The sequence below is a fragment of the Mycobacterium sp. SMC-16 genome (assembly GCF_046250085.1).
GTDB lineage: Bacteria > Actinomycetota > Actinomycetes > Mycobacteriales > Mycobacteriaceae > Mycobacterium > Mycobacterium phocaicum.
Map to the genome: position 1 here is coordinate 1724258 of NZ_CP176427.1, position 26063 is coordinate 1750320.

The window sequence follows — 26063 nt, forward strand, 5'->3', positions numbered from 1 at the left end:
TGGCTTGCGGGTGACCTGCTTCATACCAGGAGCGGACGCCCGGATGAAGACTTAGACGACGCGACCACCGGGAGAAATCCGGGTGCGGCGCGGTCCGTCCAGCCATCATTCAGCCAGGCACCGAGGGCTCCCCGTGGGCCGCTAGGTGCGAGACCACAACAATCTCGGGAGAAGTTCCCCGAGCCAATACAAGAAGCCCTCGCGTGGCCGCGTCGCACGACGCGCCCGGGGGCTTGAGGAGAATACGTGGCCGACGATGCCCAACTTGAAGCCCGATCCGAAGACGCCGGCAGCGCAGCGGAGCCGATAGAGCTCCCCGAGCGCCTGCGGATTTTCTCGCTGGCCCGGATCCTCGGGACCACCAGCAAGAACATCACCGAGACCCTCGCCGGGGTTGACGGTAGGCCCCGCAACCCCGCTTCCACGGTGACGCGTGCCGAAGCCGAGCGCGTCCGCGACCTGCTGGGTCTCGGCGGCGAAGCGGCGCAGAGCCCGGCACCGGCGGAGACCGCCGAGCCGGTCGCCGAGGTGCTGGTCGAGGTCACCGCCGAAGCCACCACCGAAACCGAAGGGGTATCCGCCGAGGTCGCCGTCGAAGCCGTCGACGTCGCCGAAGCAGCCGTCGAGATCGCCCGCGAGGCGGCCGACGCCGGCGACGCGGAGCCCGACGAAGACGAGCCAGAGTCGCGCCTGCTGCTCGAGACGGTGCCGGCGCCCGCCGCCGAACCCGCCGACTACCTGCCGCTGTTCGTGGCGCCGCAGCCCGTGACGTTCCGGCCGCCCGCCGAGCCTGACGACTTCGCCGACGAAGACACCGCCGACGACGCGGCCGACGCAGCCGACGACGGTGGCGAGGACGGCACCGATGAAGACGGCGAACGGCCTGCCAACCGGCGCCGCCGTCGTGGTCGCCGTGGCCGTGGCCGCGGCCGGGGCGAACAGAGCAGCGACGACGTGGCCGACGGTGACGCCGAAGGCGAGACGCAGGATGCCGCGGCCGATGGCGACGAGGACGCCGACGGCGAGGCCGACGACGACTCCGGCGACGACGACGCCAACGCGTCCGACGGTGCCAGCCGCCGTCGCCGTCGTCGCCGCCGCCGCAAGTCCGGCGGTGCCGGTGGTGACGATGCCGATGGCGAGGCCGGTTCGCCGGACGACCCGCCCAACACCGTCGTCCACGAGCGCGCCCCGCGGGCGAAGGCGGACAACAACGAAATCCAGGGCATCACCGGGTCGACCCGGCTCGAGGCCAAGCGTCAGCGCCGTCGCGACGGCCGGGACGCGGGCCGCCGCCGTCCGCCGATCCTCAGCGAGGCCGAGTTCCTGGCCCGCCGCGAAGCCGTCGAGCGCGTGATGGTGGTGCGCGACAAGATCCGCACCGAACCGCCGCACGAGGGCGCCCGCTACACCCAGATCGCCGTGCTGGAAGACGGCGTCGTGGTCGAGCACTTCGTGACCTCCGCGGCGTCGGCCAGCCTGGTCGGCAACATCTACCTCGGCATCGTGCAGAACGTGCTGCCCTCGATGGAGGCGGCGTTCGTCGACATCGGCCGTGGCCGCAACGGTGTGCTGTACGCCGGTGAGGTCAACTGGGAGGCCGCTGGTCTCGGTGGCAACAACCGCAAGATCGAGCAGGCGCTCAAGCCCGGCGACTACGTCGTCGTGCAGGTCAGCAAGGACCCGGTCGGGCACAAGGGCGCCCGCCTCACCACGCAGATTTCGCTGGCCGGGCGCTACCTGGTGTACGTGCCGGGGGCGTCGTCGACGGGGATCAGCCGCAAGCTGCCCGACACCGAGCGTCAGCGCCTGAAGGAAATCCTCAAGGAGGTCGTGCCTGCCGACGCCGGTGTGATCATCCGCACCGCGTCCGAGGGCGTGAAGGAAGAGGACATCCGCGCGGACGTCAACCGGTTGCAGGAACGCTGGACCGAGATCGAGACGACCGCCGCCGAAACCAAGGGCAAGGCCGCCGGCGCCGCCGTGGCGCTGTACGAAGAGCCCGACGTCCTGGTCAAGGTCATCCGCGACCTGTTCAACGAGGACTTCTCGAAGCTCGTCGTGTCGGGTGACGAAGCCTGGAACACCATCAGCAATTACGTCAATTCCGTTGCGCCGGAACTGCTCGAGCGGATGTCGCAGTACGAGCCGGCCGGCGGGTCCACCGGTCCGGACGTGTTCTCGGTGTACCGCATCGACGAGCAGCTGGCCAAGGCCATGGACCGCAAGGTGTGGCTGCCGTCGGGCGGCACCCTGGTGATCGACCGCACCGAGGCCATGACGGTCGTCGACGTCAACACCGGCAAGTTCACCGGTTCGGGCGGCAACCTCGAGCAGACGGTAACCCGCAACAACCTCGAAGCGGCCGAGGAGATCGTCCGCCAGCTGCGGCTGCGCGACATCGGCGGCATCATCGTCATCGACTTCATCGACATGGTGCTCGAGTCCAACCGCGACCTGGTGCTGCGCCGCCTGACCGAGGCGCTGGCCCGCGACCGTACCCGGCACCAGGTGTCCGAGGTGACCTCGCTGGGCCTGGTGCAGCTGACGCGTAAGCGCCTCGGCACCGGCCTGATCGAGGCGTTCTCCACGACCTGCACCCACTGTGCGGGCCGCGGCATCATGCTGCACGCCGACCCGGTGGACACCGCGGCCGCGAACAACCGCAAGGCCGAGGCGGCCGGTGGCGCCGGTGGCGGCGGTGGCCGCCGCAGCAAGCGGGCCAAGAAGGTCGCCCCGCGCCCCGAAGAAGAGCCGCAGTTGGCCAAGGTGCATTCGCATCCGCAGGGTGAGCACCCCATGTTCAAGGCCATGGCGGCAGCGAACGGTAAGCACGAGGACGAGCTCGACGACGAAGACATCGCCGAGGACGCCGAAGGGCTTGGCGATGAAACCGCCGACGATGCCGTCGAGCCCGCCGAGGCGCTGACCGAGCTGGACGCCGACAACGACGAGGATGCCGACGAGTCCGAGGACGACGAGGACGCCGAAGACGAGGACTCGGAAGACGACGAACTCGAAGTCGAGCTCGACGAGGACTTCGAGGACAACGACGACGACAGCGACGAGCTGGACCTCGACGACAGCGACGACGAAGACGACGACTCGGACGAGGACGACTCCGATGAGGACGACGAGGACGAAGAAGACGACGAGGACGAGGACGACGACGAAGAGGCTGATCAGCCCGCCGAACCGGTCGTCGCCCGGGCTCCCGTCGTCCGGCAGCGGCGCCGCGCCGCGGCCCGTCCCGCCGGTCCGCCGGTCGGAGGTGTCGATGGCTGATGCCGTGAGGGTCCACGCGGTTTGACCCTCGAATAGCTGGTCACGTACCCTTGACCAGTTGTCGCCTGGCCGACACCGGCGACAGTGGGCGCCTTGACGGCCCCGCATCACAGACCCGCGCTCGCAGCCTTCGGGTGGCGCGCGCCCCGCAGTAGACGAAACGAAGAACAGAGGAACACCAACGATGGCAGCCGATAACGCCACGTACGCAATCGTCAAGACTGGTGGCAAGCAGTACAAGGTTGCCGTCGGTGACGTGGTCAAGATCGAGAAGCTCGACGCTGAGCAGGGCGCCTCGGTGTCGCTGCCCGTCGCTCTCGTGGTCGAGGGTGCGAAGGTCACCACCAGCGCCGACGCGCTGGCCAAGGTCGCTGTCACCGGTGAGGTGCTCGAGCACACCAAGGGCCCGAAGATCCGTATCCACAAGTTCAAGAACAAGACCGGCTACCACAAGCGCCAGGGCCACCGTCAGCAGCTGACGGTCGTCAAGGTCACCGGCATCAAGTAAGTAAGGGAGCGAACAGACATGGCACATAAAAAGGGCGCGTCAAGCTCTCGTAACGGTCGCGATTCCGCCGCCCAGCGACTGGGCGTCAAGCGCTTCGGCGGCCAGGTCGTCAAGGCCGGCGAGATCCTCGTCCGTCAGCGCGGCACTCACTTTCACCCGGGCGTGAACGTCGGTCGCGGTGGCGACGACACCCTGTTCGCCACGGCCGCCGGCTCGGTGCTGTTCGGCTCCAAGCGCGGTCGCAAGACGGTCAACATCGTCCCGGTCGAGGCCTAACCTTTTACACGAGGTGTGAAGCTGCCACGAGGTTTCGCCTCGTGGCAGCTTTTCTTTTTCTTCCCTGGTGACAGGGAAGCGTTCGTGTGAGGGAGAGGACGTCAGATGGCACCCCGGTTCGTTGACCGTGTGGTGATCCACGCGCGCGCCGGCAACGGCGGCAATGGCTGTGCATCGGTACATCGGGAGAAGTTCAAGCCGCTCGGCGGCCCTGACGGCGGCAACGGCGGCAAGGGCGGCAGCATCGTGCTGGTCGTCGACCCGCAGGTGCACACCCTGCTGGACTTCCACTTCCGTCCGCACGTCGACGCCCCCTCCGGTAAGCCCGGCGCCGGGAGCAACCGGGACGGTGCCGCGGGCGCCGATCTCGAGGTCCACGTGCCCGACGGCACCGTCGTGCTCGATGACCAGGGCCGCATGCTGGCCGATCTGGTGGGTGCCGGCACCCGCTTCGAGGCCGCCGCCGGTGGTCGCGGAGGCCTCGGCAACGCCGCACTGGCGTCGCGGGCCCGCAAGGCGCCCGGTTTCGCGCTGCTGGGGGAGAAGGGCGAGATCCGCGATCTCACCCTCGAACTGAAGACGGTCGCCGATGTCGGCCTGGTCGGTTTCCCGTCGGCCGGTAAGTCGTCTCTGGTGTCGGCCATTTCGGCCGCCAAGCCGAAGATCGCGGACTATCCGTTCACCACACTGGTGCCCAACCTCGGTGTGGTCTCGGCGGGCGACAACACGTTCACCGTCGCGGACGTCCCGGGTCTGATCCCCGGCGCCTCCGAGGGCCGCGGCCTGGGCCTGGACTTCCTGCGGCACATCGAGCGCTGCGCCGTGCTGGTGCACGTGGTGGACTGCGCGACCCTGGAGCCGGGCCGCGACCCGATCTCCGACATCGAGGCGCTCGAGGCCGAGCTGGCCGCGTATACCCCGACGCTGCAAGGGGATTCGACCCTCGGCGACCTGGCCGAGCGGCCCCGCGCGGTGCTGCTCAACAAGATCGACGTGCCCGACGCCCGCGAACTCGCCGACTTCGTCAAGGAAGAGGTGGCCGCCAAGTACGGCTGGCCCGTGTACGAAATCTCTACCGTCAGCCGAGATGGCCTGCGCCCGTTGACCTTTGCGCTGTGGGACATGGTCGCGGCGTACCGCGCCGCGCAACCGGTGGTGGCACCGCGCCGGCCGATCATCCGGCCCGTCGCCGTCAACGAGACCGGCTTCACCGTCGAATCGGACGGCTCCGGCGGCTTCATCGTGCGCGGCACCCGGCCCGAACGCTGGATCGCCCAGACGGCCTTCGACAACGACGAGGCGGTCGGTTACCTCGGTGACCGCCTGGCGCGCCTGGGTGTCGAGGACGAACTGCTCAAGAAGGGTGCCCGCGCGGGCTGCGCGGTGACCATCGGCGACGTCACGTTCGACTGGGAGCCGCAGACACCCGCAGGTGTCGACATGCAGATGTCCGGACGCGGCACCGACATTCGCCTGGAGCAGACCGATCGCGTCGGGGCCGCGGAACGTAAGGCGGCCCGTAAGGAGCGCCGTCGGTCAGCGGAGGAACCCGAGGAAGAGTTGTGACGCACAGCCCCGACACGGTCTCGCCGCATCGCGAGGCTGTGCGCACCGCGCGCAGCGTCGTCGTCAAGATCGGAACCACGGCGCTCACCGCGCCCAACGGCATGTTCGACGCCGGCCGGCTGGCCACGCTGGCCGATGCCATCGAGAAGCGGATGAAGGCCGGTTCGGACGTCGTGATCGTGTCGTCCGGCGCCATCGCCGCGGGCATCGAGCCGCTCGGCCTGAGCAGGCGCCCGACGGACCTCGCCACCAAGCAGGCGGCGGCCAGCGTCGGGCAGGTGGCTTTGGTCAACTCGTGGAGTGCGGCGTTCGGGCGGTACGACCGGACCGTCGGGCAGGTACTGCTGACCGCCCATGACATCGCTCAGCGTGCGCAGCACAACAACGCGCAGCGGACGCTGGACCGGCTGCGGGCATTGCACGCGGTGGCGATCGTGAACGAGAACGACACCGTGGCCACCAACGAGATTCGGTTCGGCGACAACGACCGGCTGTCGGCTCTGGTGGCCCAGCTGGTCGGGGCCGACGCCCTGATCCTGTTGAGCGACATCGACGGGCTGTACGACTCCGACCCACGCAAGGGCAACGCGCGCTTCATCCCGGAGGTCGCCGCGTCGGGTGACCTCGACGGCGTGTCCGCGACCGGGGGCAGCCACCTGGGCACGGGCGGTATGGCATCGAAGCTGTCGTCCGCGCTGCTGGCCGCCGACGCCGGCGTTCCGGTGCTGCTGGCCGCGGCCGGCGACGCGGCCGCCGCGCTGACCGACGCCTCGGTCGGCACGGTGTTCGCCGCCCGCCCCGAGCGCATGTCGGCGCGCCGGTTCTGGGTGCGCTACGCGGCGGAGACGACGGGGACGCTGACCCTGGACGCCGGCGCGGTGCGGGCTGTCGTCGGGCAGCGAAAGTCGTTGTTGCCCGCCGGGATCACCGCGGTCTCGGGCCGCTTCCACGGCGGCGACGTCGTCGAACTGCACGGACCCGACGGCAACGCGGTGGCGCGCGGCGTCGTGGCCTACGAGGATTCCGAGCTGGCCGGCATCATCGGCCGCTCCACGCCCGAGCTACCCGTCGAACTGCGCCGACCTGCGGTGCACGCGGATGACCTGGTAGCAATTTGACGTCGAATTCGTGTGTATTTGGCTAGAATCGGCGCCTCGTTCGAGGTTTTCCCTGCTGGAGAAGGCCGACCTATTAAATTAGGGTTATGCTGCCTTCAACACTGGCGCAGCAAACAGAATTGAGGGGGCGATGGCGAGACAGTCCGTGCTGGCGGTCGGCGCGCATCCCGATGACATCGAGCTGGGCTGCGGCGGTGCGCTGGCAAAGCATGTGGCGGCCGGCGACCGCGTCACCATGTTGGTGGTGACCCGCGGTGAGGAAGGGCCGGGCGACTCGCAGGAGCGGGTGCGTGAGCAACTCCGCGCGGTCGAGGTCCTCGGCGTCCACGAACTGCTGTGGGGCCAGGGTTTCGGCGACTGCCGCGTCTCGCTGCAGGAATTCGAACTGGTCCACCTGATCGAAGACGCCATCGAAAAGTCTTCTGCCACAATCGTTTACACGCACACTGCCAATGACAGTCACCAGGACCACCGGGTGGTCTCCCGCTGTACCCTCGGTGCCGCGCGATGGGTGTCGTCGATCATGACGTACGGCGGGCCGTCGGCCATCGGCTTCAACCCGACGGCGTTCGTCGACATCTCCGACTCGCTGGACAAGAAGATCGAAGCCCTGATGTCGCACGTGTCGCAGGCCGAGGCCAGCGAAAAGGTCAGTGCCTCCTGGGTGCGCAGTTCCGCCGAGCACTACGGCTTCCTGTGCCGCCGGACGTTCGCCGAGGGATTCGAACCGGCCCGACTGGTCGTCGATTTCTGACCCTGTGCCGACCTTTCTCATTGTCGGTGCCGGCCCGACGGGGCTGGGCGCTGCAGTCCGGCTGACCGAACTCGGGATCGACCACGTGGTGGTGGATGCCGGCGATCAGGTCGGTGGCATGGCCACGTCGGTCCGCGACGAACAGGGTTTCACCTGGGATCTTGGCGGCCACGTGCTGCACAGCCACTTCGCGGAGTTCGACCGCGCGGTCGACGCCTCGGGCGTGAAGATGAACGACGTCGCCCGTAACGGCTGGGTGTGGCTCGAGGGCAGCGGGCCGCAGAGTCTGGTGCCCACGCCCATCCAGCAGCAACTCGCCGAGATGCCGACCGACCTCTTCCCGGATGCCCCGCTGCACAACCTCGCCGACTATTACCGGAACAATTTCGGTGGCAAACTTTTTGACGAGTTTTTCGGCCCCTACAACTACAAGATGTGGACGGCCCCACTCGAGGACATCGACCACGAATGGACGTCGTTGCGCAGCGGCAGCGCCGCGCCGAACGTGCCGCGCCTCGGTTTGGCCGGCTCGGCGCCGCCAGCCGCGGGCAGTTTTCCCTATCCGATCGGTGGCACCGGTGCGCTGTGGCAGGGCGTGCACGATCAGCTGCTGGAGCCCGGGACGGTACGGCTGCGCACCCGGGTGGTCGACGTCGACGTGGTGCGGCGGGTCGCCACCCTGGACGACGGCTCGACCGTCGGGTACGACCACTGTGTCAGCTCGGCGCCGTTGACGACGGCCTGGGGCTGGCTCGGTGGCGCCGGCGCCGAAGGGACGGCCGAGCGAAACAGCTTGTGTGCCAGTCGCATCTATGCGGTCGGATTGGGGTACCGCGGTGCGGCGCCGGAGGCGCTGGCCGACAAGACCTGGCTGTACTGCCCGGACCTGGCCGTGCCGTGGTACCGGGCCACGATGCTCAACAACTACGATCCCGCCAACGCCGGCGACGGCCGCTGGAACGTGCTGTGCGAGGTGCCGCTGCTGCCCGGGCAGCCACTGACCGCCGACGACGCGGTGCGGCGCACCGAGGAATCACTGCGGGCGCTGGGCGCCGAGTCGGAGTACGTGGTGAGCCGGTTCGTGCGGGAAGTCCCGATGGGCTATCCGGTGCCGACCCTGGGCCGTGACGACATCGTGCGGACCGTCGACGAGCGGCTGCGCGCGCACGGCATCCACAGCCGGGGCCGCTTCGGTGGCTGGCGCTACGAGTCCTCGAATCAGGATTACGGCTACCTGCAGGGCCGCGAGGCCGTGGACAACGCGTTGTCCGGCACGCCCGAGGACGTCTACTGGCACCCGGACAGGTTCTGAGCCGGCAATTCACTGGCCAGCAGGGCGAGGATTTCCGAACAGCCACTGTCGATCTTGACCGTGGCCAGGTCGTCGCCCCGGGTGGGCCCGCGGTTGATGATCGCGACGGGCTTGCCGGCCGCGGCGGCGTGCCGGACGAACCGGTAGCCCGAGTACACCGTCAGCGACGAGCCCGCGACCACCAGCGCGTCGGCGTCGTCGACCAGGCCGTACGCCTGCTGCACCCGGTCTTTGGGCACGCTGTCGCCGAAGTACACGATGTCGGGCTTGAGGATGCCGCCACAGCGCGGACAGTCGAGGTACCGGAATGTCGCGGTGTCCTCGACCGTCGCGTCGGCGTCGGGCGCGACGCCGATACTGCCGACTTCGGCACGTTCGGTGAACCCGGGATTGAGCCGTTCCAGCTCGACGGCCAGCGCGGCGCGGGTCATGGTGTGCCCGCAGCTCAGGCAGACGACCTGCGCGTAGGTGCCGTGCAAATTCACCACTGTCCGGGAGCCGGCCTTGGTGTGCAGCAGGTCGACGTTCTGGGTGATGACGCCCGTCACCAGCCCGGCCCGTTCCAGGGCGGCGACGGCGCGGTGGCCGGCGTTGGGCCGGCGGGCGGCCATGTGCCGCCACCCGATGTGGTTGCGGGCCCAGTACCGCTGCCGGAATGCCGGGCCGGACAGGAACTGCTGGATGGTCATCGGATTGCTCGGCGGCGAGTCCGGCCCGCGGTAGTCCGGAATGCCCGAGTCGGTGGAGATGCCGGCGCCGGTCAGCACGGCGAGTCGCCGGTCGGCCAGCAGATTGACCAGTTCAGGAGCCTGCACCTCATCGAGGGTAGGCCGTCCACGGAGTTGCACCACGGGTCGGTGCAACAATCGAGGCGTGGACTTCTACTCCGCCTACCGGCACGGATTCGTCCGCGTGGCTGCATGCACGCACCACACCGCGCTCGCCGACCCGGCGGCCAACGCCGAGTCGGTGGTGCGCCTGGCCCGGGAGTGCCACGACGACGCCGTCGCGCTGGCGGTGTTCCCGGAACTGACCCTCTCGGGCTACTCGATCGAGGACATCCTGCTGTCGGACACGCTGCTGGAGGCGGTGACCGAGGCGCTGACGACGATCGTCGAGGCGTCCGCCGAGTTGCTGCCGGTGCTGGTGGTGGGTGCGCCGCTGCGGTACCGGCACCGGATCTACAACACCGCGGTGGTCATCCACCGCGGCGCGATCCTCGGCGTGGTGCCCAAGTCGTACCTGCCGACCTACCGCGAGTTCTACGAATCCCGTCAGATCGCTGCCGGTGATGATGTCGAGGGAACCATCCGGCTGAACGGGGTCGACGTGCCGTTCGGCCCCGACCTGTTGTTCGCCGCCGACGATCTGCCGAACTTCGTACTGCATGTGGAGATCTGCGAGGACATGTGGGTGCCGGTGCCGCCGAGCGCGACGGCCGCGCTGGCCGGTGCGACGGTGCTGGCGAACTTGTCGGGCAGCCCGATCACCATCGGCCGGGCCGACGACCGCAAACTGCTGGCCCGCTCGGCGTCGTCGCGGTGCCTGGCGGCGTACGTCTACGCGGCCGCGGGGGAAGGCGAGTCCACGACGGATCTGGCGTGGGACGGCCAGACCATGATCTACGAAAACGGTGTGCTGCTGGCCGAATCCGAGCGCTTTCCGCGCGGGGAACGACGCTCGGTCGCCGACGTCGACACCGAGTTGCTGGCCTCCGAGCGGCTGCGCATGGGCACGTTCGACGACAACCGGCGCACCTTCGCAGACCGGACGTCGGATTTCCGCCGGATCGGATTCACCTTGTCGCCGCCGGCGGGCGATATCGGTCTGCTGCGCGAGGTCGAGCGGTTCCCGTTCGTGCCCGCGGATCCGGCTCGGCTGCAACAGGATTGCTACGAGGCCTACAACATCCAGGTGTCCGGTCTGGAACAGCGGCTGCGGGCACTGAACTTCCCGACGGTGGTGATCGGGGTGTCCGGCGGGCTCGATTCCACGCATGCGCTGATCGTCGCGGCCAAGGCGATGGACCGGGAGGGCCGGCCGCGCAGCGACATCCTGGCCTTCACGATGCCGGGTTTCGCGACCGGCGACCACACCAAGAACAACGCCACCGCGTTGGCCAAGGCGCTCGGAGTCACGTTCTCCGAGTTGGATATTCGTAACACCGCGCGGCTGATGCTGGCCGAGATGGGGCACCCGTTCGCCCGCGGCGAGGCCGTGTACGACGTGACGTTCGAGAACGTGCAGGCCGGTCTGCGCACCGACTTCCTGTTCCGGTTGGCCAACCAGCGTGGCGGCATCGTGCTGGGTACCGGCGACCTGTCCGAGCTCGGCCTGGGTTGGTCCACCTATGGCGTCGGCGACCAGATGTCGCACTACAACGTCAACGGCGGGGTGCCGAAAACCCTGATCCAGCATCTGATCCGGTGGGTGATCTCCTCGGGTCAGTTCAATGCCGACGTCAACGACGTGTTGCAGTCGGTGCTGGACACCGAGATCACCCCGGAACTGGTTCCGGCGACCGACGGTCAGGCAGTGCAGAGCAGCCAGGCCAAGGTGGGACCGTATGCGCTGCAGGATTTTTCGCTGTTTCAGGTGTTGCGGTACGGCTTCCGGCCATCGAAGATCGCGTTCCTGTCCTGGCATGCCTGGCGCGACGTCGACGCCGGTGACTGGCCGGCCGGTTTCCCCGATGACGAGCACGTGGCCTACTCGCTGGCCGACATCCGGCACTGGCTGAAAGTCTTCGTCCAGAGGTTCTACTCGTTCAGCCAGTTCAAGCGGTCGGCGCTGCCGAACGGCCCGAAGGTGTCCGCGGGCGGCGCGTTGTCCCCGCGTGGGGACTGGCGGGCGCCGTCGGACATGTCGGCACGCATCTGGCTCGACGAGATCGACCGCAACGTGCCGGAGTCCTAGCCGACGCTGGCGACCGCGGGAAAACCTACCCTTGGTATGTTTTTTCTGCAAAAGCGTCAATATCGGCGCGATTCTGGACTAACTTCCAGATAGTTGGTGCCAACTGTCGGGGAGGTAGTGATGTCTGCAGCACGCTATGTCGGTCGCGTTGGAGGATTGGCCGTCGCCCTCGGGGTGGGGTCGGTCATCGTCATCGGTGGTGGCGTCGCCTACGCCGACACAGCCACTTCGGGGACGCCGGGCGTCTCCCACGACACATCGAGCAGCGCTCCGCCGGCCGGTCGGAACAAATCGGAGAAGGTCAAGAAGCCCAAGGCATCCAAGGTCGTCAAGGCGGCCAAGGTACCGAAGGCGCCCAAGGCGAAACAGCCCGCGGCGCTGACGGCCGTCGCGCCCAATCCGAAGGTAGAAGTGTCGGCGCCGGCTGTAGAAGCGGCCCCGGCGGCGGGCGTCGCGTCATCTCCGGTGCAGACCGTGCCGACGGCAACCAAGCCGCGCGTCGGCTCGACGCCCACCGGCCCGGTGCAATCGCCGGGGGGCGTGGGTGCTGCTGGCGGCGGCTCGCCGCGAGCTGGGCATCGACCGGACCCTGAGCGTCACCCCGACGTCGGCGGTCAATACGACTGCCGCAGTCAGCCCCACGGCCGCGGGCCCGGCCTCGACGCTCGCCGTACCCGGCCCCGTCGTCGAGTTCGACGACGGCATCATCCACGGTTCGATCGGGACGCCGCTGAGCGGTCCGGTCACCTACAGCGTCCTCGGCGGCTCGCCCGGCAAGGTGCGGATGCTCAAGACCGGCGATTTCACCTATCTGCCGAACTACGCCGACGTCACCTCGGGTACCCCCGAGCAGTTCAAGGTGCGCGTGACGCAGCAGACGCCGTTCGTCACCGCGCTCAAGCAGATTCCGCTGATCGGTTCGATGGTGCCGAATCTGCTGGTGAACCTGCGCCAGATTCCCGGTGTCAGTGGGCTTTTGGCGCCGCTCATCGGGGCGTCGGTCGTGGTCCCCGTCGATGTCGACCTCGCCCAGCTGGTGCCGGCGGGAACGCCCGTCGCCTACACCTACAAGATCGCGTCGTTCGACGGCACGCCCATCAGCGTCAACTTCTTTCCGGCAATGGGATTGGAAGCAGGCGAAGTGGCGCCGACCGTCCTGTACGGCCCGGGCATGACGCGTCCCGGCGAAACCAACCCGTACGCAACAGGTTTCGTCGGCATCGGCACGTTCCGGTCCGCCGACTACAACGTCGTCACCTGGGACCCCCGGGGCGAATACGCCTCGGGCGGGCTGCTGCAGCTGGACAATCCGAATTTCGAGGGCAAAGACGTGTCGTCGATCAGCAGCTGGATGGCCGATCAGCCCGGTGTGCAACTCGATGACGCCGTCACGCTCGATCCGCGACTGGGCATGGTCGGGGTGTCCTATGGCGGCGGTATCCAGCTCGTGGCGGCCGCCCGGGACAAGCGCATCGACGCGATAGTGCCGGGGCTCGCCTGGAACTCACTCAACGACGCGCTGTACCCGCGCGGCGCGTTCAAGACTGCCTGGGCATCACTGCTGATGCTCGGGCTGGTGCAGACCGGCGCGCGGATCAATCCGCAGATCTACGGCGGCATCATTCTCGGTGACCTGCTGGGCATCCTCACCCAGAGTCAGCGAGATGTGTTGACCAGCAGCGGTCCCGGCGCTCTGGTCGATGACATCACCGTCCCGACCCTCATCATCCAGGGCACGGTCGACGACTTGATCACGCTCGACCAGGCGAACACGAACGTCGAGATGCTCGCCGACAACCTCGACGCGAACGGTAATCCCGTGCCGGTCAAGATGATCTGGTTCTGCGGCGGGCACGGCGTCTGCCTCGACCCGGCGAGCCCCATCCAGAACCAGCTTCTGGCGAGCGAGACGCTCAATTGGCTGGACCGCTACGTCAAGGGCAACAGCGCGACCGACACTGGGCCGACGTTCCAGTGGGTCGACCAGGACGGGCAGTTCTACGCGTCCGACGTGATGCCGACCGATCCGGGTTTCCATGGCACCCCGATCAACTCGATCAGCGCGGGCGGCTTCATGCCGATCCTGCCGATCGCCGGCGGGTCGGGTCCGATCGGAAACCCACTCGGACTGGAGAATTCACTGCCGATCCCGACCAAGGCGCAGAACGCCATCAACATCGCGCTCACCCTGCCCGCCGGTACCACGCAGCTGGTCGGTGCACCGACAGTGACGGTCAACTACTCCGGTCTCGGAACCAGTCGGTTCGTCTATGCCCAGATCGTCGACAACAGCACCGGCCGTGTCGTCGGCAACGTCGTGACACCCATTCCGGTGACGCTGGACGGGCAGTCGCGCCACGTGACCGTCGACCTCGAGGACATCGCCTACACGGCAGGACCCTGGGACTCGCTGACGCTGCAGCTCGTCGCCTCGACCACGCCGTACCAGAGCTTCACTTCGGCCGGGGTCATCAACGTTTCCTCGGTCGAGGTGTCCCTGCCGACGGTGGGCACCGGCGTGGTGGCAGTCAACAGCGCGCCGCCGGTGGCCGCTTGATCGCATTCCCCGGCCTCAGAACGGTGGCGAGCTGTCGCCATCGATGAGGCGTTGGGCGAGTTGGAGTTTGGCTTCGGTGGTCGGCTCGGACTCCAGTAGCTCGGCCCAGTTGAGTTTGCGCTCGTACCGAATACGTCGACCGCGGTCGTCAGCGCGGGTGCGCCGGCGGGTGGGCATCATGAGGTCGCGGCCGGGCTGGTCGCTGGTGCTCACCGTCGCCGATGGTGGAGGCGCTGATGTGGGGAAGCGCCTGTCGGGAAACAGGATTCGGCTACCAGGCACGGTCGTGTAGGTGTGCCCGGTGGGTGCGGTCCAGACGATGGTGCCATCGGGGTTCTGGCGGGTGCGCCATCCCGTCGCGCCGCTGTAGAAAGTCTTGACCAGATGGTGCTTGCGGCACTTCGGGGTGAGGTTGCCCGGATGGGTCGCTCCGGCCGGCCACGGGATGGTGTGGTCGAGGTCGGCGTCGACGGCGGGTTGGTCGCAGCCGGGGTGCATACAGGTGATGTCCCGTATCCGTACGTAACGGTCGAGCGCGGCCGACGGTCGGTACTGGGATTGCCCACCGGCCGGAACCTGGGGCGCGGTAACCGTTTTCACGGTTGCGCCGCGCGCGGCGAGGTCGGACAACAGCACAGCCGGGATGACGCCGCCGCCAGGCAGGTACCCGACCGCCTTCTGATCGACGACGGGTGCGGGTTCGGGCGTCGGCTCCAGGGCGTCGGCGACCGGAGTTTCGGCGGTGACGGACGGCGCGGCCTCGGCTGCGTCGAGCAGCGGATCGCTGATCGGTTCGGGTGCCGCCCCGGCCAGCGCATGGATGATGACCGCCGCGGCGCGCGGATCGGCTCCGGCGGCAGGACAGTCGGACCGGCCGCAGTGGCACGGGAGGCGGTCGCCGCGGACGGCCAGAATGCCCATCGCGTCGGAGCGGCGCTGGGCGAGGCTCCGGGGGTCATCGGGGCAGACCTCATAGGCCATGGCGGTGAGGGTGCGCTTGAGCAGTTCGGCGTCGGTGGCCAGCAGCAGGGCCCACACGGATGTGACGCCGGCTGGGTCGCCGGGCTTGCCGAACTCGACGTCGCGACCGCGGACGGCGTTACGGGTACGACGCACCGCGGCCGGGTCGAACTTCTCGATCCAGCTGTCGATCTGCCGGATGGTGTCGGCTTTCGACAGGGGTCCCCATTCGTGGGCGGAGCCCGCAATGGCGATGTCGATGAGGGCGAGCGTGGCCGGGTCCTGGACGTGCTCGGTGTGCCAGCAGATCTGGGTGACCAACCCGAGGGGCAACTCTCCGGCAGCCAGGAGAGCGCCTACTTCGGGAAGACGGTCACGAAGAGCCAGAGCTAGCTGCATCTGGCCGGCGGCCTGCCAGCGATTTATGGTCAGGGCGGCACCGATCTCGCTTGCTGCGGCATCCCAGCCGTCGCACGCCCACAGGTCGCGCTCTTCATGGTCGGTGCACCGGCGGTGGGTGAATTCGGCGACGGCGGCCAAACGGCGGGCCGCGTTCTGGGCTTCTGCGCGGGTGGCGCTGGTCATCATGTCGACCAGCGAAGCGTCGTCAGCTTCCCTGGTCTCGATGAGCAGCGGTTCGTACATATGTTCGATTCTAGCGACCTCTACTGCTCCAAGCTTTCTGGCAGAAGCAGATTGTGGATAGATCGCGTTCTGTGGATAACTTGCCGACGCAGCAGAGTTCAGGCAGCGGCCAGCACGTTCGGTTCATCGAGATCGTCGTCGGTCCGACGCTGAGACCGCGCGGCCGCATGCACTACCAGCGCGAAGGCGACGGTGATCGGGATGACCGGGCCGTCCATGCCGCCGGCGAGGACGGCGTCGGCCGTGGTGAAGGCGGGCGGCACGATCTGCGCGTACAGGCTCGCGGCGGTCGGCGCCGCGGCGAAACCCCACAGGATCCAGCGCCACTGCCGTTCGCGTGCCGCGTCGCCCGTGGTGCGCGCGCGGAACACGCCACGCACGGAGATTGCGAGGGTGATCCACGCAGGCACCAGGTGGAAAAGTACGAGGCTTTGCGGGATCGGCGTGGGTAGCCGCAGGACCAGCGCGGTGTAGGCCAGCGAGCCGACAACGGCCAACGCGAACGCTGCGCCGTACGTCCACGCCGGGACGGAACGAACGCCGGCCTCCGGCGTCGCCTGCTTGGTCAACATGAACGCGAACACCGCACTGCCGGGTGCGACGACGCCGAGGATGATGGAACCCACGCCGATGTTGGTCAGCAGATCGTGCTGGGGGATCAGCGGTTGTATCCCGATCCAGATCACCCGTAGCAATGGCGCCGTCATCATGAGGGCGATGCCGTAGGTCATCCAGGCCTGGTGCGTGATCACGTCGCGGCGCCGGATCGCGTAGACCGCGTACCAGCCGCTGCCGAGCGTGCCGATTGCCAAGGCGCGCAACTGAGTTTCGAATGCCGGGCCGATGAAGTGCTGGGCCGGCGGCGTGAAGTACAGGAACACCAACGCGGTCAGCATGCTGACGGACATCAGTGTCAGATAGCTGCGGCCGATCCAACGATGTACCGCCGGCCGCCGGGTGCGCAGCCGCGACGAGAACTGAAACAGCCCGAGCGCCAAGGCAAGTCCGGCCAACGTGGTGTGCACCATGAGGACGACACGGTGTTCGGCGTAGGCGCCGTGGCGCACGGATTCGACGGATCCGTCACCGACCGCGTAGGTGCGGCCGTTGATGACGGCGTTGACGCTGTCCTGCCAGCGCGACAAGCCGGGCGCGAAAAGTGGCCAGGTGTAGTTGAGTGCGAGTGGCACATAGAAGGCGGCGATGGCGACCGTGAGCACGAAGAATCGCCGTGACACCGCGATTCCTTTGTGGCCGTCCATTTGAACGTCAGATTCTAGGGCCACCCAGGGGCAACTCGCAGTATTTGCTGAATCAGAGCCCGCGCGCGGGTTTCGGGCCGCTCAGAGTCGGTCCATCTCACGGGCCATGCACGCGTGCTCCAGATAGCTGTGATAGGCCGCGCGCGACGTTGGTTCCGTCGCCGGCGGGTTGGACATCCACCGCGCGACTGCTGAGACGACGCTGTCGACTTCTGTCCTCCAGTGGGTCAGCGCCGGGCGGGCGGTCACGATGCCGAAGTGCATTGCGGCGGTGTGGGTTTGGTTCATCGGAGTGCTCCTTGGAAAGTGGTGACTCCTACTGTGCCGCTTGGCGCCTGCGACTCCATCGGCCGTGATGCGTAATTCGTGCGGTGTGCTGCGACGGCCGCACGTACGCCATCGGCGCATGCGTACGCACAACTGCTGAGTTGTCGCGCGCGAAGTTGCCCGATGAGTGCGAGATCAGGCCGAAGGGGCGTGACGTCGACAGCCGGCAACGGCACGCGGCCGCGACGTTGCTGCTATTGGCTGTGTCGGGGCCGCGGCGAGTGCAGGCAGCTCGCTCAGGAGGCCGCTCGCAATGACCCATCGACCGGATCGAAGGCGATGGGCAGGGTGAGCGGTCCGCTCAGGCCCACCAACGGTTTCCACGGCACCGGTCCCGTCACCCGAGCGTTGGGCATGCGCTGCGTCATCAGGGTGAGCGCTTCGGCCAGCTCCATCTTGGCCAGGTGCACGCCGAGGCAGTAGTGCATCCCGGCGCCGAAGGTCTGCATCGCCGGGGCGCCCGCGCGGGTGATGTCGAGGCGGTCGGGGTCGTCGTACACGGCGGGGTCGCGATTGGCTGCGCCGGTGTTCACCTGCATGAAAGTTCCTGCGGGGATGAGCATTCCGGCAAGTTCGACGTCCTCACGGGCCATCCGCAGCGAGCTGATCACGATGGGCGAGTGCCGCATGGTCTCTTCGACGGCGCGGTCGGCCAGGTCGGGATGTGTACCCAGCAAGGCCCACTGGTCGGGATGCTCGCACAGCACCTGTACCGAGGCGGCGACCTGGTTGCGGGTGGTGTCGGTGCCGGCCGCCAGCAGGCCGGTCGAGAGCATTCGCAGTTCGTCGGCACTGAGCCGGTCACCGTCCTCCTCGGCGCGGATGAGGTCCGAGAGGAGATCGTCGGTGAGGTGGTCGCGGCGACGGGCGACCATGTCATCGATGTAGTCGTCGAGGGCCTGCCAGGCGGTCAGGATCGCGGCCTCGTGTTCGGCGACGTGCCAGTCGAAGGCGTGCATGAAGTCGTCGACCCAGACCGACAACTGCTCCCAGTCCTCGGCCGGGGCGCCGAGCAGCGCGCAGATGACCGGGGTCGGGTACTGCCGCGCGATGTCGGTCACGACGTCGCAGTGGCCACGTGCGACCTGGCGGTCGATCAGATCGCTGACGACGTCGATGACGGTGGTGCGCAAGCGTTCGATGGCGCGGCGGCTGAATGCTGTGGCAATCAGTCGACGCAGGCGGGTGTGCTCGGGGCCGTCGATGCTGATGATCGACGAGCTGACCCGGTCCCACACCGGGCCTGACGTGATGCCCTGCGCGACGAGGAACATGCCCTGGGGAATCCGGAAGCGCGGGTCCCGCAGCACCTCGTGGGCGAGATCGTAGGTCAGCACCTCCGGTCCGTGCGGCCCGATCGCGATCGGCGACTGCGTACGCGCCGCCCGGAGGATCGCCTGCGCTTCGTCCGGGGCCGTGCGCGTCCGAATAGTCGATGGTCGGAAGCGCGACGTCGAAGACGCTCGGAATACCGCTTGCGATGGTCATGCATCGACTATCCGGTGTCGCGGCCGGAACATCATCGGCCAAGTGGCGTAGATCTGCGCGTCAGTTACCGACGCCGCCCTCCAGTGCGTCCTCGATGACCTCGTCACGCGGTGCACAGTTGCCGGCACCGGGCACCAGAGTGGCGAGCGCGCCCGCCGTCACCGCGCGCCGCAACGCGTGGTGTGGGTCCGCCCGCCAACCGGCGGCGAGGACCCCCGCGAAGACGTCGCCGGCGCCGGTGGTGTCGATCGCTTCGACGTCGGGTGCCGGGACGTGCGTCTCGCCCCCAGCGGTCCGGTGCACTGCACCGTCGGCGCCGCGCGTGATGACCAGATGCGGGACGGTCCAATGCCATTGGGCGGCTTCGGTTTCGTTGACGATCGCCACGTCGGTGACGGCGGCCAGCTCGGCCAGCGCGCCGGCGTCGGTGCCCGCCGGTGACGCGTTGAGCACCACCGTCGCACCACTGTTCTTGGCCAGCCGCGCCGCCGCCAACGCGGTGGCCGGCGGGATCTCCAGCTGCAGCAACAGCACATCGCAGTCGGCGACGACCGCGCGAACGTGCGCGGAGTCCAGGGTCAGGTGCCCATTGGCGCCGGGCGCCACCACGATCATGTTCTCGGCGTTGTCGCCGACCATGATCGCCGCGGTGCCGCTGGGGACGGGCAGGCTGACCGTACCGACAAGCCCGACACCGTTGTCCTGCAGATGCTTTCGCAATGCCGATCCGGTCGCGTCCGTCCCGAGCGCGGCGACCAACTGCACATCGGCACCCGCCCGTGCCGCGGCGACGGCCTGATTGCCGCCCTTGCCGCCCGGCTCCGAATGCAGCGCCGACGCCAGTACCGTCTGCCCCGGTCCCGGAAGGTCGGCGAGACCGAACACCAGATCCATGTTGACGCTGCCCACGACGGTGATCCGAGTCACCCGGCCACGGTAGCCCCGACCGGGCTGAACCGCAGATACCTCGTTACCCTGGGTTTATGAGTGTGCACGCAGCTACGGACACCGATCTTCGCCAGCAGGTGCATGACGCCGCCCGGCGGGCCCGCGTCGCGTCGCGCGTGCTGGCGACACTGACCACGCAAGCCAAGAACCGCGCGCTGCACGCCGCCGCTGATGCCGTACTGGCCGCCGCGGACGCGGTGCTCGCCGCCAATGCCGAGGACATCGAGACCGCGCGCGCCGCCGGTACCGCCGAGGCGATGATCGACCGGCTGGCCCTGAACCCGCAACGGCTCGACGGCATCGCCGCCGGATTGCGGCAGGTCGCGGGGCTGCCGGACCCGGTCGGTGAGGTGCTGCGCGGCAGCACGCTGCCCAATGGCCTGCAGCTGCGTCAGCAGCGGGTCCCGCTGGGTGTCGTCGGCATGGTCTACGAGAGCCGGCCCAACGTGACGGTCGACGCCTTCGGCCTCGCCCTCAAGTCGGGCAACGCGGCGCTGCTGCGCGGCAGCTCGTCGGCGGTCCGGTCGAACGAGGCTCTGGTCACCGCACTGCGGGCGGCCCTGGCCGCCGAGGGGCTGCCCGAGGACGCGGTGCAGCTGCTGCCCAGCGAGGACCGCGCCAGCGTGACCCACCTCATCCAGGCCCGCGGGCTCGTCGATGTGGTGATCCCGCGTGGCGGTGCCGGCCTGATCGACGCCGTGGTGCGCGACGCCACCGTGCCGACCATCGAGACGGGCGTCGGCAACTGCCACGTCTACGTCCATGAGGCCGCCGACCTCGACATGGCCGAGAGCATCCTGCTGAACTCCAAGACCCGTCGGCCCAGCGTGTGCAACTCGGCCGAGACCCTGCTGGTCGACCGGGCCATCGCCGACACCGCGCTGCCGCGGCTGGTGACCGCGCTGCAGGACGCCGGGGTGACGGTGCACCTGGACCCGAGCGAGGACGAGCTGCGTGCGGAGTTCCTGTCGCTGGACATGGCGGTGGCCGTGGTCGACGGTGTCGACGGCGCCATCGCGCACGTCAACGAGTACGGCACCGGGCACACCGAAGCTATCGTCACCACCAATCTTGCTGCGGCCCAGCGGTTCTCCGAACAGGTGGACGCCGCCGCGGTGATGGTCAACGCGTCGACGGCCTTCACCGACGGCGAGCAGTTCGGCTTCGGCGCCGAGATCGGCATCTCGACCCAGAAGCTGCACGCGCGCGGTCCGATGGGGCTGCCGGAACTGACATCCACCAAATGGATCGTGTGGGGCGACGGCCAGACCCGGCCCGTGTAAGAGGAGAAGAACTTGAGTACACCCGCTCGTTCGGTGCCGCTGTTCGCGGACATCGATGACGTCGCCAAGCGACTCGCCGAAACCGGATACCTGCCCGACACCGCAACGGCCACAGCGGTTTTCCTGGCCGACCGGCTGGGCAAGCCGCTGCTGATCGAAGGCCCGGCGGGCGTCGGCAAGACCGAACTGGCGCGGGCCATCGCCCAGTGCACCGGTTCGGAGTTGGTGCGGCTGCAGTGCTACGAGGGCGTCGACGAGGCCCGCGCGCTGTACGAGTGGAACCACGCCAAGCAGATCCTCCGGATCCAGTCCGGCCAGCAGTCCGGCGACTGGGACCAGACCAAGATGGACGTCTTCAGCGAGGAGTTCCTGCTGAGCCGGCCGCTGCTGACGGCCATCCGCCGCACCGAGCCCACCGTCCTGCTGATCGACGAGACCGACAAGGCCGACATCGAGATCGAGGGTCTGCTGCTGGAGATCCTGTCCGACTTCGCCGTCACCGTGCCCGAACTGGGCACCATCAAGGCCCAGCAGACGCCGCTCGTGGTGCTGACATCGAACGCCACGCGCGAACTGTCCGAGGCGCTCAAGCGCCGCTGCCTGTTCCTGCACATCGACTTCCCGGATCCCGACCTGGAACGTCGCATCCTGCTGTCCCGGGTGCCCGAACTGCCGGAGAAGATCGCCGACGAGCTGGTCCGCATAATCGGCGTGCTGCGCGGTATGCAGCTCAAGAAGCTGCCGTCGGTCGCCGAGACCATCGACTGGGGCCGCACGGTGCTGGCGCTGGGCATGGACACCCTCGACGACGCCATGATCGCCGCCACGCTGGGAGTGGTGCTCAAGCACCAGTCCGACCAGCAGCGCGCTGCCGGCGAACTGAAGCTGAACTAGGTAGTCATGGCAGCTCGAACCCCACCGCAACCGCTTGCCCCGCAAGGTATTCCGGGCCACCTCGTGGGGTTCGTGGAAGCCCTGCGCAAGGTGGGCATCAACGTCGGGCCGTCGGAGACCGTCGACGCCGGACGGGTGATGGCCACCCTCGGGCTGGGTGACCGCATGGTGCTGCGCGAGGGCCTGGCATGCGCGGTACTGCGTCGGCCCGACCATCGCGAGACCTACAACGCGCTGTTCGATCTGTGGTTCCCCGCGGCCATGGGGGACCGGGCCGTGCTCGAGCTCGATGACGAAGACGACTCGGAGAACCGGCCGGACCGGATCCCGCCCGAGGACGTCGAGGGCATGCGCTCGGCGCTCATCGACCTGCTCTCGGACGCCGACATGGCCAACCTGGACGACCGTCTGATGGCGATGATCGCGCAGATCGTCGACGCCTACGGCAAGTACAACTCCAGCCGCGGTCCGTCGTACTCGTCGTATCAGGCGCTCAAGGCGATGGGTCTGGACCAGCTCGAGGGCAAACTGCTGGCCGGCCTGCTGGCGCCCTACGGCGACGAGCCCACGCCGACGCAGGAACAGATCGCCAAAGCGATGGCCGCCAAGCGCATTTCGCAGCTGCGGCACATGGTCGAGTCGGAGACCAAGCGGCGCACCGCCGAACAGATCGGCCGCGACCACGTGCAGACCTACGGCATCCCGCAGCTCGCCGAGAACGTCGAATTCCTCAGGGCGTCAGGTGATCAACTGCGCCAGATGCGCAATGTCGTTGCGCCCCTGGCCCGTACGCTGGCCACCCGCCTCGCCGCGCGGCGGCGTCGTTCGCATGCCGGCCAGATCGATCTGCGCAAGACGCTGCGGAAGTCGATGTCGACGGGTGGCGTGCCCATCGACGTCGTCCTCAAGAAACCGCACCCGGCCCGCCCCGAGCTCGTGGTGCTGTGCGACGTCTCCGGCTCCGTCGCCGGCTTCAGCCACTTCACCTTGATGCTGGTGCATGCGCTGCGCCAGCAGTTCTCGCGGGTGCGCGTCTTCGCCTTCATCGACACCACCGACGAGGTCACCGAGCTGTTCGGGCCGGACGCCGATCTGGCCGTCGCGGTGCAGAAGATCACCCGCGAGGCGGCCGTCTACACCCGGGACGGGCACTCCGACTACGGCCACGCCTTCGTCTCGTTCATGGACAAGTGGCCCAACGCGCTGTCGCCCCGCACGGCCCTGCTGGTGCTCGGCGACGGTCGCAACAACTACCGCAACCCGCAGGCCGACCTGCTGGCGCACATGGTGGGCGCTAGCCGCCACGCGCACTGGCTCAACCCCGAGCCCAAGCACCTGTGGGGCAGCGGCGACTCGGCGACGGCCAAGTACCAGGACGTCATCACCATGCACGAATGCCGGTCGGCCAAGCAGCTGGCCGCGGTGATCGACAACCTGCTGCCGGTCTAGCCGCCGAGGTCCTGCCCCCGGGTCGGCTCCGAACACTGCCGTAAGCTGGCCAATCGTGACTCGACGCAGGCTGGGAGTGATGGGTGGGACGTTCGATCCCATTCACCATGGACACCTCGTCGCGGCCAGCGAGGTGGCCGACCTGTTCGAGCTTGACGAAGTGATCTTCGTGCCGACCGGGCAGCCCTGGCAGAAGCGGGATCGCCACGTCACCGCCGCCGAGGATCGGTACCTGATGACGGTCATCGCGACAGCCGCGAACCCGCGGTTCTCGGTCAGCCGCGTCGACATCGACCGCGGTGGCCCCACCTACACCAAGGACACCCTGCGGGATCTGGCCCGGCAGAACCCCGACACCGACCTGTTCTTCATCACCGGCGCCGATGCGCTGGCCTCGATCCTGTCCTGGCAGAACTGGGAGGAGCTGTTCTCCACGGCCCGGTTCATCGGCGTCAGCCGGCCCGGCTATGAGCTGGACGGCAAGCACATCGAGGAAGCCCAGAAAGAACTGCCGGCCGACGCCCTGACCCTCGTCGAGGTGCCCGCGCTGGCCATCTCGTCGAGCGACTGCCGTCGCCGCGCCCAGGCCAACCGGCCCATCTGGTACCTGGTGCCCGACGGCGTCGTCCAATACGTATCCAAACGTGGGCTCTACCAGGCTCGCGACCATGCCAGGAACAAGCAGGAGAGTTCATGACCGCCACCCCCGAAGCCCTCGACATGGCGACCGTCGCCGCCCGTGCGGCGTCCGCCAAGCTCGGCGAGAACATCAGCGTCATCGACGTCTCGGATCAGTTGGTCATCACCGACTACTTCGTCATCGCTTCCGCGTCCAACGACCGCCAGGTCAACGCCATCGTCGACGAGGTCGAGGAGAAGATGCGCTGGGCGGGTCACAAGCCGGCCCGTCGAGAAGGCGCCCGCGAGGGTCGTTGGGTGCTGCTCGACTATGTCGACATCGTGGTGCACATCCAGCACCAGGAAGAGCGCGAGTACTACGCGCTGGACCGGCTGTGGCGGGACTGCCCGGCCATCGAGGTCGACCTGGATGGTGAGCTGCCGGTGAACCCGGACGGTGACGACGCGTCCGACGAGGACGGCGAGTGAGGAACCGCCGTCTCCTGCTGCTGCGTCACGGCCAGACGGAATACAACGCCACCAGCCGGATGCAGGGCCAGCTCGACACCGACCTGAGCGATCTGGGCCGGGCCCAGGCGGTCGCCGCCGCCGAGGTGCTGGCCAAGCGTCAGCCGCTGGTGATCGTGTCGTCCGATCTGCGCCGCGCTCTCGACACCGCGACGACGCTGGGGGACCAGGCCGGCATGCCGGTGTCGGTCGACGAACGGCTCCGCGAGACGCACCTGGGGGACTGGCAAGGTCTGACGCACCAGGAGGTCGACGCTGTCGCCCCCGGCGCGCGGCTGGCGTGGCGTGACGATGCCCGCTGGGCGCCGCACAACGGCGAGAGCCGGGTTGACGTGGCGAACCGCAGCCTCCCGGTGGTTGCCGAGCAGCTGCGCAAGCTGCCTGAATGGGGTATCGACGAGGTCGACCGGCCCGTGGTGCTCGTCGCGCACGGTGGGTTGATCGCCGCGCTGACCGCGGCCCTGCTGGAGCTGCCCGTGGACAACTGGCCGGTGCTCGGCGGCATGGGCAATGCCAGCTGGGTGCAACTGTCCGGGCACAGTGCCGGACTGGCCGACGACGATCCCGTGAAGTGGCGTCTGGACGTGTGGAACGCCTCGGCCCAGGTGGCGAACGATGTCCTCTGACACTCCGACCACTCCGGCGAAGCCCGTTCTCCTGGTCTTCTGCGACTCGTTGTCCTACTACGGACCGACCGGCGGACTGCCGTCCGACGATCCACGCATCTGGCCCAACATCGTTGCGTCCCAACTCGGTTGGGACCTGGAGCTGATCGGCCGCATCGGCTGGACCTGTCGTGACGTGTGGTGGGCCGCGACGCAGGACCCGCGGTCGTGGGCGGCGCTGCCGAAGGCCGGCGCGGTGATCTTCGCGACGTGCGGAATGGACTCGCTGCCGTCGCCGCTCCCGACGGCGCTGCGGGAACTGATCCGCTACGTGCGGCCGCCGTGGCTGCGCCGCATCGTGCGGGACGGCTACGGCTGGCTGCAGCCACGCCTGTCGCCGATCGCCCGGCCCGCGCTGCCGGCGCACCTCACCGTCGAATATCTCGAAGAGACCCGCGGGGCAATCGATTTCAACCGTCCCGGCATTCCGTTCGTCGCGACCATCCCGTCGGTGCACATCGCGGAGACCTACGGCAGCTCGCATCGGTGGCGCGATGCGACGGCCTCGGCCATCACCGACTGGGCTGACGAGAAGCAGATTCCGGTCGTCGACCTCAAGGCCGCCGTCGGTGACGAGGTGATGTCCGGGCGGGCCAATCCGGACGGTATCCACTGGAATTTCGAGGCGCACCGTGCGGTCGCCGAACTCATGCTCAAAGGGCTGGCCGAGGCCGGTGTGGTGTCGCAGCGGACCGACGACTAGC

22 protein-coding genes and 1 pseudogene are annotated in these 26063 nt (G+C 68.3%); 16 read left to right on the forward strand and 7 right to left on the reverse strand.

What is annotated here, in order from left to right; translation table 11 throughout:
* Window positions 1-246: 246 nt before the first annotated feature.
* The 7 genes from ACJEIK_RS08360 (at window position 247) to ACJEIK_RS08390 (ending at window position 8819) form a co-directional block, all read left to right on the forward strand.
* On the forward strand, window positions 247-3285 hold the full coding sequence (locus ACJEIK_RS08360) for an Rne/Rng family ribonuclease (RefSeq protein WP_061009379.1): 3039 nt from the start codon (window positions 247-249) through the stop codon (window positions 3283-3285).
* A gap of 184 nt (window positions 3286-3469) precedes the next feature.
* Window positions 3470-3793 (forward strand): 50S ribosomal protein L21, encoded by a 324-nt coding sequence (gene rplU, locus ACJEIK_RS08365; protein WP_020102181.1) that lies wholly within the window; start codon window positions 3470-3472, stop codon window positions 3791-3793.
* 18 nt (window positions 3794-3811) lie between these two features.
* Window positions 3812-4069, forward strand: coding sequence for a 50S ribosomal protein L27 (rpmA, locus tag ACJEIK_RS08370; protein WP_020102180.1), 258 nt, complete (start codon window positions 3812-3814; stop codon window positions 4067-4069).
* A gap of 105 nt (window positions 4070-4174) precedes the next feature.
* The gene (gene obgE / locus ACJEIK_RS08375) at window positions 4175-5635 is read left to right on the forward strand and encodes a GTPase ObgE (protein WP_061002572.1); all 1461 of its coding nucleotides are present in this window, start codon (window positions 4175-4177) and stop codon (window positions 5633-5635) included.
* Complete coding sequence (gene proB, locus ACJEIK_RS08380) at window positions 5632-6753, forward strand: glutamate 5-kinase (RefSeq protein ID WP_061002570.1); 1122 nt, start codon at window positions 5632-5634, stop codon at window positions 6751-6753. The genes obgE and proB overlap by 4 nt, the downstream gene beginning before the upstream one ends.
* 130 nt (window positions 6754-6883) lie before the next feature.
* Window positions 6884-7507: a PIG-L deacetylase family protein gene (locus tag ACJEIK_RS08385; RefSeq protein ID WP_061002567.1), complete on the forward strand. Its 624-nt coding sequence runs from the start codon at window positions 6884-6886 to the stop codon at window positions 7505-7507.
* A 4-nt stretch (window positions 7508-7511) separates the two neighbouring features.
* On the forward strand, window positions 7512-8819 hold the full coding sequence (locus ACJEIK_RS08390; RefSeq protein WP_061002565.1) for an NAD(P)/FAD-dependent oxidoreductase: 1308 nt from the start codon (window positions 7512-7514) through the stop codon (window positions 8817-8819).
* Here ACJEIK_RS08390 and ACJEIK_RS08395 read toward each other — a convergent pair.
* Entirely contained in the window at window positions 8795-9634 is an 840-nt protein-coding gene (locus ACJEIK_RS08395) for an NAD-dependent protein deacetylase (RefSeq protein WP_061002563.1), read from the reverse strand. The two genes, ACJEIK_RS08390 and ACJEIK_RS08395, sit on opposite strands and share 25 nt — an antisense overlap.
* Window positions 9635-9692: 58 nt before the next feature.
* Between ACJEIK_RS08395 and ACJEIK_RS08400 the strand changes: the two genes are divergently transcribed.
* Window positions 9693-11735 (forward strand): NAD(+) synthase, encoded by a 2043-nt coding sequence (locus ACJEIK_RS08400; RefSeq protein WP_409431334.1) that lies wholly within the window; start codon window positions 9693-9695, stop codon window positions 11733-11735.
* A gap of 209 nt (window positions 11736-11944) precedes the next feature.
* On the opposite strand, the gene ACJEIK_RS08405 is transcribed toward ACJEIK_RS08400, so the two are convergent.
* Window positions 11945-12250 carry a hypothetical protein gene (locus tag ACJEIK_RS08405; protein WP_409431335.1) on the reverse strand — a complete coding sequence of 102 codons (306 nt, stop codon included), beginning with the start codon at window positions 12248-12250 and terminating at the stop codon, window positions 11945-11947.
* A gap of 29 nt (window positions 12251-12279) precedes the next feature.
* Between ACJEIK_RS08405 and ACJEIK_RS08410 the strand changes: the two genes are divergently transcribed.
* The gene (locus ACJEIK_RS08410) at window positions 12280-14292 is read left to right on the forward strand and encodes a CocE/NonD family hydrolase (RefSeq protein ID WP_409431336.1); all 2013 of its coding nucleotides are present in this window, start codon (window positions 12280-12282) and stop codon (window positions 14290-14292) included.
* A gap of 15 nt (window positions 14293-14307) precedes the next feature.
* Here the strand turns inward: ACJEIK_RS08410 and ACJEIK_RS08415 are convergent, their stop codons facing one another.
* From ACJEIK_RS08415 to ACJEIK_RS08435, 5 genes and pseudogenes are all read right to left on the reverse strand, one after another.
* Entirely contained in the window at window positions 14308-15897 is a 1590-nt protein-coding gene (locus tag ACJEIK_RS08415; RefSeq protein ID WP_064859752.1) for an HNH endonuclease signature motif containing protein, read from the reverse strand.
* Between the two features lie 98 nt (window positions 15898-15995).
* Window positions 15996-17135 carry a DUF2306 domain-containing protein gene (locus ACJEIK_RS08420; protein WP_162563726.1) on the reverse strand — a complete coding sequence of 380 codons (1140 nt, stop codon included), beginning with the start codon at window positions 17133-17135 and terminating at the stop codon, window positions 15996-15998.
* Window positions 17136-17240: 105 nt separating this feature from the next.
* Window positions 17241-17447, reverse strand: coding sequence for a hypothetical protein (locus ACJEIK_RS08425; RefSeq protein WP_162563621.1), 207 nt, complete (start codon window positions 17445-17447; stop codon window positions 17241-17243).
* A 275-nt stretch (window positions 17448-17722) separates the two neighbouring features.
* A pseudogene (locus ACJEIK_RS08430) lies at window positions 17723-18974 on the reverse strand (cytochrome P450).
* Window positions 18975-19034: 60 nt separating this feature from the next.
* The gene (locus ACJEIK_RS08435; RefSeq protein WP_082761729.1) at window positions 19035-19901 is read right to left on the reverse strand and encodes a ribokinase; all 867 of its coding nucleotides are present in this window, start codon (window positions 19899-19901) and stop codon (window positions 19035-19037) included.
* A gap of 56 nt (window positions 19902-19957) precedes the next feature.
* On the opposite strand from ACJEIK_RS08435, the gene ACJEIK_RS08440 reads away from it, so the two are divergent.
* From ACJEIK_RS08440 to octT, 7 genes are all read left to right on the forward strand, one after another.
* Window positions 19958-21205, forward strand: a complete 1248-nt coding sequence (locus ACJEIK_RS08440) for a glutamate-5-semialdehyde dehydrogenase (RefSeq protein WP_061006378.1) — start codon at window positions 19958-19960, stop codon at window positions 21203-21205.
* Window positions 21206-21217: 12 nt separating this feature from the next.
* Window positions 21218-22099: a MoxR family ATPase gene (locus ACJEIK_RS08445; protein ID WP_029105383.1), complete on the forward strand. Its 882-nt coding sequence runs from the start codon at window positions 21218-21220 to the stop codon at window positions 22097-22099.
* Window positions 22100-22105: 6 nt separating this feature from the next.
* The gene (locus tag ACJEIK_RS08450) at window positions 22106-23548 is read left to right on the forward strand and encodes a vWA domain-containing protein (protein WP_061006377.1); all 1443 of its coding nucleotides are present in this window, start codon (window positions 22106-22108) and stop codon (window positions 23546-23548) included.
* A gap of 70 nt (window positions 23549-23618) precedes the next feature.
* Complete coding sequence (nadD, locus tag ACJEIK_RS08455) at window positions 23619-24245, forward strand: nicotinate-nucleotide adenylyltransferase (RefSeq protein WP_409431671.1); 627 nt, start codon at window positions 23619-23621, stop codon at window positions 24243-24245.
* Window positions 24242-24655 carry a ribosome silencing factor gene (gene rsfS, locus ACJEIK_RS08460; RefSeq protein ID WP_226521257.1) on the forward strand — a complete coding sequence of 138 codons (414 nt, stop codon included), beginning with the start codon at window positions 24242-24244 and terminating at the stop codon, window positions 24653-24655. The genes nadD and rsfS overlap by 4 nt, the downstream gene beginning before the upstream one ends.
* Window positions 24652-25320: a glucosyl-3-phosphoglycerate phosphatase gene (gene gpgP / locus ACJEIK_RS08465; protein WP_226521258.1), complete on the forward strand. Its 669-nt coding sequence runs from the start codon at window positions 24652-24654 to the stop codon at window positions 25318-25320. The genes rsfS and gpgP overlap by 4 nt, the downstream gene beginning before the upstream one ends.
* Window positions 25310-26062, forward strand: coding sequence for a diglucosylglycerate octanoyltransferase (octT, locus tag ACJEIK_RS08470; RefSeq protein ID WP_226521259.1), 753 nt, complete (start codon window positions 25310-25312; stop codon window positions 26060-26062). The genes gpgP and octT overlap by 11 nt, the downstream gene beginning before the upstream one ends.
* Window position 26063: the final 1 nt, after the last annotated feature.